General features: G+C 64.2%; 3 protein-coding genes. All 3 read left to right on the top strand.

All coding sequences use genetic code 11. From position 1 onward, the window contains the following. Window positions 1-534 precede the first annotated feature (534 nt). Window positions 535-7,839 (top strand): RHS repeat-associated core domain-containing protein, encoded by a 7,305-nt coding sequence (locus tag ACGFIV_RS19590; RefSeq protein WP_392836595.1) that lies wholly within the window; start codon window positions 535-537, stop codon window positions 7,837-7,839. A 437-nt stretch (window positions 7,840-8,276) separates the two neighbouring features. Further along, window positions 8,277-8,489, top strand: a complete 213-nt coding sequence (locus ACGFIV_RS19585; protein ID WP_358560517.1) for a colicin immunity domain-containing protein — start codon at window positions 8,277-8,279, stop codon at window positions 8,487-8,489. Window positions 8,490-8,667: 178 nt separating this feature from the next. After that, window positions 8,668-10,236 (top strand): alpha/beta fold hydrolase, encoded by a 1,569-nt coding sequence (locus ACGFIV_RS19580; RefSeq protein ID WP_392836590.1) that lies wholly within the window; start codon window positions 8,668-8,670, stop codon window positions 10,234-10,236. Window positions 10,237-10,380 lie beyond the last annotated feature (144 nt).

Here is a 10,380-nt window from a genome sequence, read left to right as displayed (position 1 = left end):
GGGACGAACTGAGGGAGATCATTATGATCGACTACACGACCAGGTGGTCCCTTCCTCGTGGCAACTGGGTGGTCCCATCAGGCTGGCAAGCGACAGGAGGGGTCACACCGAGCAGGCTGCTCCTCTCATACACCAGGCCGTCCAAACGGGCATGAGGACTCATCACCGCTACCTCTCCGCCGCTGGCAAGCCTGGAAATGAGTACCGACAATCACCACCGGTGCGCTTTCCGATAGCTCCCGCTCCCGGCCGTATGTCGGCTGAGCCGAGTGGTTCCGCTACTGATGGCCATGCTCTCTGACAGTTATCTAAGTGTTTCCTGGCAATCGGGAGTGGTCATGACCGGCCACTTCGGCAGCTTCATGACTCTCCGTAGTCGCCGTTTGGCTGACAGCGCATTGACAGGGTTGCTGACACTGATCAAGATGAGAGCGTTTTTGTCACTTATAGGTGCTTTATACGGCCCGCCGGGCACAGTGTCGCGGGTCGACGGGGTATTTCGGAGGTTGAGGCGTGCGCCTTCAGCGTGTCCAAATGTGGCTGTTAGCCGTGCTTTCGATCGCGTTGCTGGCGTCCAGCGTCGGGGTGATCACTGATCTGGTGTCGCCGTCGGCGCCGGGGTCCTCTTCCTCCCAGGAGCGGTCGGTGGAGGGGCGGGCGATCAGGAAGGTCGCCGATGTCCATGGTGTGGAGGATTCGCCGCCTCCGGTGACCAAGGCCGCCGCACCGGTGCTGCCGAGTGCCGGGTCGGCCGAGGTGGCCGTGGGCGCCGGTTTTGCGAAGGCGTCGGATTCACCGGTGTCGGTGGCGCAGGCGGGCGCTGAGGCCTCGCCAGGCAAGGTGCGGGTGGAGACCTTGAGCGCGGGCGTTGCCAAACGCCTGGGTGGTACGGCTTTGGGGGTGCGTGTCGCGCGGGCCGATGGTGGCCTCAAGGCGGCCCGGGTGCGGGTGAGTGTGGACTACTCCGGCTTCGCCAACGCTTTTCCTGCGGGGTCTGCCGCGCGGCTCGGGTTGATCGAGATGCCTGCGTGTGTGCTGGCCGCTCGGCCTGACGCGGGGTGTGCCAAGGCGGCTGAGAGCGCGCGGGTGGTGCCGTCGTCCAATGATCAGGCATCTCGCCATCTCGTGGCGGATGTGGAGGCCGCTCCGGGCGCTTCGCCGTCGGACGGCAAGGTGTACGTGATGGCCTCAGTCGCGGCGGCGGGGACTCCGGATTCGGGGACGGGGAACTTCGCGGCGACGGATCTGAAGGCGGCCGGTTCCTGGCAGGTCGGTTTGTCGGGTGGCGGGTTCTCGTACAACTATCCGATCCCGGTGCCGCCTCCGGTGGCCGGTGAGGCTCCGCAGTTGGCGTTGTCGTATTCGTCGTCGTCGATCGATGGGCTGACGAACTACACCAACAATCAGGCGTCGGTCGCGGGGATGGGGTGGGATGTCTCGACGGGGTTCATCGAGCGCCGGTTTCGGGGGTGTGCCGATGATGTGGTGGAGTCGAGCAAGAATCCTGACCAGCGTAATTGGAAGCACCAATGCTGGGAGTCGCCGGATGAGAACGACGGGGATGCGGCGACCACCGACTACACCACCTCGCATTTGACGCTGTCGGTGGAGGGGAAGTCGTCGGCGATCGTGAAGGATCGGACCAGCGGCGGGTGGAAGACGGTCGAGGACTACGGGTGGAAGATCGACTATTCCACCTCCTCCCAGACCGGGCAGTCGTTCTGGGTGGTGACCACGGTCGATGGGACGGTGTACCGGTTCGGCTACCACCGCGATTCGATGTGGCAGACCCCGTATGTGGGGGATGACACCGGGGAGCCGTGCCGGGACCAGTATTCCAAGACCGGTGCGCCGGGGCTGTGTTTCGCGCCGTGGCGGTGGAACCTGGACCAGGAGATCGACCCGAACGGCAACGTGGTCGACTACACCTTCACCCGTGAGGAGAACTGGTACTGCAAGACGGTCGGCGCGTTGTGCCAGCCCGGCCCGCTGGGGGACGGGCGCGCGTTCCGGGTGGCTTATGACCGGGGCGGTTACCTGGCGCAGGTCGCCTACGGGCGTAACACCAACGTGACCGGGTCGGCGCACACCGCCAAGGTGGTGTTCAACGCCGTGGACCGGGGGACCCCGCCGGCCTCGGGGGTGCCGTGGGACAACGACACCCCGACCGATCTGAACTGCCCGTCCGGGCCGTCCGACGTGATCACCGCCTGTGACACCCCGGGTCCGGCGTTCTACATCTCCAAGCGCCTGGACAACGTCGTCACCTCGGTGCACAACCCGGCCACCAGCGGCTGGGACCAGGTGTACCGGCTGGAGGCCGGGTACAAGTGGGTGTACACCCAAATCCCGCAAGGCCTGCCCCCGGCCGGGCCGGTGCTGTGGCTGGACACCTTGCGCCCGGTCGGCCTGGCCGGGGACGGCCCCGACATCGCCCTGCCTCCGGTGGACTTCGAAGCCACCCTGCTGGACAACCGGGCCGACTACAACGACTCCCAGGGCAAGCCCCGGCTGCGGTTCCCCCGCATCTCCACCGTCTACAACGGGCTCGGCGGGCGCACCGACATCACCTACGGCCAGCCCAACCCCTGCCCCTACCCGTCGGGGTACCCCACCACCGGGTGGGACACAGGCGCCCGTGACTGCTACCAGGCCACCCTCGGCTCCTACTACGACACCAACGGCATCCCCCGCACCAGCCGGGCGGTGTACCTGAAGTGGCTGGTCACCCAGACCGTCGACAAAGACCTGGTCGGCGGCTCACCCGACATGCCCACCCGGTACGAATACCTCGGCACCCCCGCCTGGGCCCGCGCCTTCAACTACATGCGCGCCACCACCCTGGACGGGGTCCTGTGCACCCCACCGGTCAGCGGCTACTGCAAGATGCTGACCGAAGACTGGGAAGAGTTCCGCGGCTACCAGCAGGTGCGCACCATCAAGGGCGCCGGCACCAGCCCCGACGACTACAGCGTCACCACCACCGCGTTCTACCGCGGCATGTACGACGACCCGCTGACCAACGGCACTCCCAAACGCACCACGGTCACCGACTTCGAGGGCAACACCTACAACGACACCCGGGTCCTGGCCGGCCGCACCCTGCAAGAACAGACCTGGCGCGCCACCACCATCAACGGCCAAACCCTCACCACACCCGCACCCGTAGCACCCGCCGCGGCGGAGCCCGTAGCGGCCCGGTCCGGCCCGACGGGCCCACCCATCCCCCCGCGAACCTCCGGAACACAACCACAGCCCGACGCCGCCGCCCAACACCACCGAGCGGCGGCCGCCCCCACCGGCGCCCGCATGATCACCGCCGCCCTCGCCCCCGCCCGCGCCCTGGTCAACGGCCTGCGCGGCATGTTCGGCACCACCGTATTCGCCTGCACCTACCCCACCTGGCAGAAATTCGGCTCCTACACCACGGGCAACAAGGTCACCTGGGCCAACCACCACTGGGAAGCCCTGCAGGCCAGCGTCGGCTCCGAACCCGGCAAAATCACCAACGCCTGGAAGGACCTCGGCGACTGCACCGCCGCCCCCACCCCCACACCCACGATCACCCAGACCCCCACCCCGACACCCACCACACCCCCAAGCGGCCCCACCCTGGGCGGCTACATCGAGGTCGGCTCCACCCGGTACGAGTACACCACCGTCCCCACCGGCGACGGCCCCGGAATCTACGACCCCCGGCTGATCAACACCACCCGCCAGGCCACCCGCGAAGCCATCACCACCGGCTTCCGCTACACCGACCAGCGCACCACCTACGACACCTACGGCCTGCCCACCAAGGTCAACAACTACGGCCAGACCGGCGACGCCACCGACAACACCTGCACCACCACTACTTATGCTCGCAACACCACCAAATGGCTGCTGAGCTACCCGGCCACGGTCGAACGCCGCGCAGGCGATACCTGCACCACCGGTGCCCTGCTCGGCCGCACCGTCACTCTCTACGACGGCGCCACCAGCCCCACAAGCAATACTCCGACAGTGGGCAACGCCACGCAGACTCGTGTTTACAGCAGCGATTCCGAGTATCAAACCACTGGGGCTCGCTACGACAGCTATGGCCGGACCACGTCTGCCATCGACGCCGCCAGCAAGACCACAAGGATCGACTACATTCCTGCGACTGGATGGCCGTCGAACGGCATGGTGACCACCAACCCGCTCGACCACATCACGACCAGTCGGCGGTCGCCTTACTATGGCCAGCTCGCCGAGGTACGAGACGCTAACGCCAAGGTCACGCAACTCGAGTACGACGCGCTTGGCCGCACCACGACCCTGTGGACACCCCAGCAGCCCAAGAGTGGCGGCACAGCCGCAGCAACCGTGAGTTACACCATCCCCTATGACGGAAACCTCGGTCAGCCCACCTCGGCGGCTAAAACCAGGCTTAGCAAGCTACAGTCCGGCTCAGGCAGCACGGCTATATGGGTGACACAGCACACCTACATAGACGGCCTTGGCCGACTAAGAGAACAGCAGTCGACCTCGCCAGCAAGCGGACGCATCACCACCGCCACGGCTTATGACGCACGCGGTCTTACCGCTGCCGTTTCTCAGCCGGTGCACAACGCCGCCGACGCGGGCACCGGACTGCTGAACCCCGCCTTCACTAGCCTGCCCCAGTGGTCCAAGACCGTCTACGACGGCGCCGAAAGGGCGACAGCGCAAATCGAGTACACCGGCGCATCCGAGTTGCGCCGCACAATGACGACTCACTTCGGTGACCACTACGAGGCAGCGTCACAGCCACCCGTAGGCGGCAAGTCCGTCTACTGGACCGACACCAGCGACAAGGTCGTGAAGATCGAAGAGTGGCCCGACGCCACCACGCACAAAGACACCTCTTACACCTATGACCCCGAAGGCCACCTCACCAAGATGGTGGACGCTAACGGCAATATCCGAAGCTTCACCTATGATCTCCTAGGCCGCCGAATCACCTCCCAGGACCCCGACGCTGGAGTCGGCGAGGAGCATTACGACTCGGCTGGGCGGTTGAGCTGGACCAAGGACGGCAACGGACAAAAGCTCTCCTACAGCTACGATGATCTGGGGCGTAAGACTGCGGTGTGGGCCGGTGAGTCTGGTACCGGGACGAAGCTGAGCTCTTGGTCCTATGACACCCTTGCCAAGGGCAAGCTGACCTCCTCATCCCGCTACGTTAACGGCTACGCCTACACCAGCCAGGTCACTGATTATGACAGCATGGGCCGCCCGACCGGCTCAACCCTTACCATTCCCTCGTCAGAAGACCTACTGGCAGGTGATTACACTTTCACCGCTGCTTATAACGTTGCCGGGAATCTAACTCAGGTGGGCATGCCCGCAGCGGGAGGATTGCCGGCCGAGAAGGTCACCTCCACATTGACGGACCTTGGACTGGCCAAGGGGCTGACCTCCGACTTCGGTGGGGGGTTCACTTACGTCAATGACACTAGGTACACCGCGACGTCCCGTCTGGCCGAGCGGTATTACGGGGCGACCGGAAAAATCAAGCGAACTGTCACCTGGGACAACTCCACTGGATGGCTCTCCCGGGTCAGCACCACGGTGAAAGCCGACACCTCTACTCCTCAGCTGGCCCAAGACGACCAGTACTTCTACGGCGCGGCGGGTGATATCACTCGGATTTTGGACGCGGCCTCGGCCGTCTCGGGTAGTACGACAGGCCAGTCAGAATGCTTCTCGTATGACGGGCTGCGCAGGTTATCGGCCGCTTGGACTACGACGGCTTCCTCATGTACGGCGGGCATATCTGGCGCTGACGGCCTAGGCATTGATCCGTACAAGCAGGAGTACAACTATGACCTCGTCGGTAACCTCACCTCATTTACCGACAACGACCAAACCTCCACCTACCACTACCCAACACCCGGCGCCTCGTCGATCCGCCCCAACACAGTAACCTCCATCGACCGGCCTGGTGGCAGCACCGACTCCTACGCCTACGACAACACGGGTCGACTAAAAACGCGCACGGTAGCAAGCAAGCCGGCCACATTCGAATGGAACGAGCTCGGGGAACTCTCAAAAGCCACCGTCGACGGCCAGGACACTTCCATGGTCTACGACGCCGACGGCGAGCGCCTGATCCGCCGGGATCCAGGAGGTAGGATCACGCTCTACCTCGGCGATATGGAAGTCGAACTGGCTGATGGCCAGCTGATGGGCAAGCGGTACTACTCCGCCCCTGACGGATCGACGGTTGCTATCCGCATCGGCAGCGGAAGCCTGAAATGGATGACGTCTGGACTCCACGGCAGCCAGCAGCTAGGAATCGACGACGGCACCGGGCAGGTCAGCCGCGAACGCTACTTGCCCTACGGCAAACGCCGAGGCATCGACGACCTGCCCTTTACCGATCACGGTTTCTTGGGCAAGGTTGAAGACGATACTACCGGCCTCGATTATCTGTCCGCTCGTTATTACGACCCCAACATAGCTCGATTCATCTCCACCGACCCTGTTCTCGATCTCACCAAACCACAGGCAGCGAATCCATACAGTTATGCTGGTGACAATCCCATTGGCTTCTCCGACCCGTCCGGCTTGTCCCGCGACGATGGATGCCAGTCACCTATCGAGAAATCTACGCAACATTGCAAGGAAGTCGCTAAATGGAATTCTTGCGTAGATAAGTATGGCGAGAGCAGCTGTAAGGCTAAATGGAAGAAAGCCCAAGAAGTCGAGCTGTCAAAGGCGATCGAGCTTGCATATGTCGAGTACGTTAAGAGATGCGGCTCTGACGCCAATGATATCAAGCGGATTAGCCAGACCTGCGCCGAATGGATCTTGAGCGGCGACGGTGACCCTGTAACCGCACACGCCAAAGCTCACGCAGCAAACATCAAATTGGTCGTTGATGCGCTCCTGATTGCCGGTTTCGGGCCGGAAGAGATCGCAGGAACGGTGGTCGCAAAGCTTGGAGCTCAAGCGGCCGCAACCATCCTGGGGAAGCTGCCAAAGTTTGCCTCCATCGCTCGAAAAATAGCCAAAGGCGAGGCACTATGCAATAGCTTCGCTCCTGGCACTAGGGTTCTTATGGCAGACGGAACCCTAAAGCCGATCGAAGACATCAAACTTGGAGATGAGGTTCTGGCCACCGATCCCTTAACGGGCCAGAACGAGTCCAAGCCCGTTGTCGCACTAATTGAGAGTCAGGGCCAGAAAGATCTGGTAGAAATTACCGTGGATTCCGATGGTGACAAGGGAAATGCCGTCGGGACAGTTACCGCAACCGACAAACACCCATTCTGGGTCGATGATCAGGGGCACTGGTTCAACGCATCAACCCTTCAGGCTGGGATGCATCTTCGGACGGCAACAGGGCTTTCCGTTAAGGTGCTGCATCTCCGCGCTTACCAGCGAGCCAACCAGCGCGTCCACAACCTCACGATCCAAGGGCTCCGCACCTACCACGTGGCTGTTGGAACCACTGACGCCCTAGTTCATAATGCAAGCGGGTGCGGAGGTATCAAGAACAGCCTCGACAGTAACGAGATCACCGGCCTTAATAGAAATTTTGGCGGTTCCACAACCATTAACGGCTCCCTGGAAAGCATGTACGCGAACATGGATCGCTATAGCAGCTTCTGGGAGAAATTGGGTGTTGTTATTCGGGATATCGCCGGCGCTCACATGTTCGACAACGGAAACAAGAGAACCGCGCAGGCGGTAGTCCAAGCACTTATGAAACGCAATCATATTTCGACTGGACCTAACGCTGCGCAACTAAGAAAGATCATTCAGCAGGTCGCTACTGGTAAACTTACGAACGTACGAGACATCGCGGCCGCGTTACGTGGCTACTAGACGGAGCACGTGTGAATATAGAACAGATGATGACGAAGCTTTCAGAAGCAGGTCTTAACGTAATCCTAAAGACTGACGGAGAGAGGCTGGAAGAAGGTGAGGACTACTGGACAATCGTAATGAGCGGCTCGCCCCTAGGTGAAGAGGGTCCGATCCGATTTGATGGTGCCAGCCTAGAAGACTGTATTCGCAACAGTCTTACTTTGCTGCAAGCACGCGGAGAAAGATGGGAATGGGTTAAGGGCATCTCTTCATAAGTCGGCGTGCCGCCGGGGGCCATCTCTAGGCCCACGGCGGCTTTCCACTGGGCTTAAAGCCGCCGCGCCCAGCATTCGGGGCTCCGGTCGAGACTAAGGAGCCTAAGGCGATCTACCGGCCCCAGCCTCTCCCGCGGTTAGCAGAAACTGAGTTGGGCGACGGCAGCGAGCACGGTCTCCGTGCCGATCCGCAGGTCGGTGGTGTTACAAAGGGGACCAGCATGGCAGGGGAGGCTGTTCGATGTTCTCGACGGTTTGTTCGCCTCGGTGGATGACTACTGCGCGGATCAGGAGATCCTGGAACAGGTGGGCGGTCTCGATGACGCCGGATTGCGTGATGCCGCTGAACGGGCCCTCCTGGACCTGGCTGAAGTCGGCGGACACGCAGGCTGAATAACGCGTGTTCCGCGACCGTCCCGGCCGCTCCCGTGAAGCCTGCCGTGTGCCGGAGCCGCGTCGTGTACGGCCCCTCTCCAGTGCGGCGCGATCGCCGGGCTAAGGGCTGTGTGTACCGGAATCGCCGAGGTCGGGGGAGCGGAGCGGGGGATCCCGCGCGGCGGAGGATCGGATCATGAACATAATGAGATCCGTCGCCGCGAGCGTCGCGGCCGCCGCCTTGCTCTTGTCGCTCCCGTGCGCGTCCGCGTCCGCCCGTGCGGGTCTCGCTCGCGACGCCGCGAGCGCCGAGGGTGCCGCGAGCGCAGTGGGTGCGGCGAGCGCAGTGGGTGTGGCGGACGCGGCGGGGGCGGCGAGTGTGGTGTCGGGGTGTCCGGTGGGGGCGACCTGCGGGAGCCTGCGGGTGCCGCTGGACAGGGACGATCCCTCGGCCGGCACTACGACCGTCGCCTACGCGCTGGTGCGCAGACACGACACCTCGCGGCCCGCCGAGGGGACCATCGTGCCGAACCCGGGCGGGCCCGGGGTGCCGGTGATCGGGCACCGGGACTACGCCGGGGCGTACCGCCACCTGCTGGACAGTTACGATCTGCTGCTGGTCGACCCTCGCGGGGTCGGCGGGTCGGGGCCGTTGCGGTGTGACTCGGCGCGGTGGAGCGACCTGTCCGGGTCGCGCCTGCTGGCGCTGGAGGCGGTCCACGCCTGCGGGACCGAGATCGGCGCCCGGCGCCGCTACTACACCACGGCCGCCGCCGCCGACGACATCGACGCCGTACGGGCGCACCTGGGCATCGGCAGGCTCGACCTGCTCGGCCAGTCGTACGGCACGTACCTGATGACCGTCTACGCCGAGCGGCATCCCGAGCATGTGCGCTCGATCGTCATGTCCTCGGCGTACCCGCTGGACTTCGACATGCTGGGCGGGCCCGCGGCGCGGGCGATGCGCAGGTCCGTCCACCTGCTGTGCCGCCGGTCCGGGGGCGGGTGCGACGGGGACGCGGTGCTGGACGACCTGAAGACCATGGCGCGGCGCCTGGAGGACAGGCCGATCCGCTACTCCGGCGGTGTCCTGGACGACACGGCGCTCGCGAGCACCGTGTACAAGCTCGCCTCCAGCCATGTGGAACTGTACGGAAGGCTGCCCGAGGCCCTGCGCCTGGCGGTCCAGCGGGATGTCGAGCCCCTTGTGGAGCTGGCGGAACGGGTACGGCCGATCAGCGGATCCGCCGCGCGCGGCAGGACGTTCAGCCTGCCGATGTACGTGACGGTGACGTGCAACGACTACCCGGCGTTGTGGGACAGGCGCGCCCCGGTGCGGGAGCGGTTCAGGCAGTACGCCGCGCACGTGGCGCGGCTGGATCCGTCCGAGTACCGGCCGTTCAGGCCGCAGGCGTGGATCGCCGGGATCGTGGACCTCGGAGACTTCTGCGTCCGCTGGCCCGACCGGGCGGCGCCGGCCCGGTACGGGTACGGGCGGCTGCCCGACGTGCCCGTGCTGGTCCTGTCGGGGGAGCTGGACCTGAGCACCCCCACCGAGGAGGGCCTGCTCGCCGCCGAGCAGTACCGCGACGCCCAGGTGATCGAGGTCCCGAGCACCGGCCATGTCGCCGAGAAGCAGGACAGGGCTTCTTCCTGCGTGATCTCCCTGGAGACCCAGTTCATCCGCAGGGGGCGCGTCGGCGACCGTACGTGCCTGCGCCGGATCCCCCCGGTGGAGGTCCGCTCGGTGGCCGAGATGAAATGACGTCAGAAGTGACCGGATCCCCCGATGAAGTGGCCGAGATGGGATGACGGCACGACCGGCCGGATCGCCTCGGTGGAGATCCGGCCATGACCTGTCGCCTGTGGCGGGCCACGGGAGCCATGACGTGACGCCTGTGGCGGGCCA

The organism is Sphaerisporangium sp. NPDC049003 (assembly GCF_043197795.1).
Taxonomy (GTDB): Bacteria; Actinomycetota; Actinomycetes; order Streptosporangiales; family Streptosporangiaceae; genus Sphaerisporangium.
Note: the sequence above shows the minus strand (reverse complement) of the source record. Positions and strands in the feature narration are given on the sequence as shown.

Bases quoted from the DNA above. Each gene is read 5' to 3' on its own strand.
- ACGFIV_RS19590 (WP_392836595.1), top strand. From the start codon at position 535: ATGTGGCTGTTAGCCGTGCTTTCGATCGCGTTGCTGGCGTCCAGCGTC.
- ACGFIV_RS19580 (WP_392836590.1), top strand. From the start codon at position 8,668: ATGAACATAATGAGATCCGTCGCCGCGAGCGTCGCGGCCGCCGCCTTG.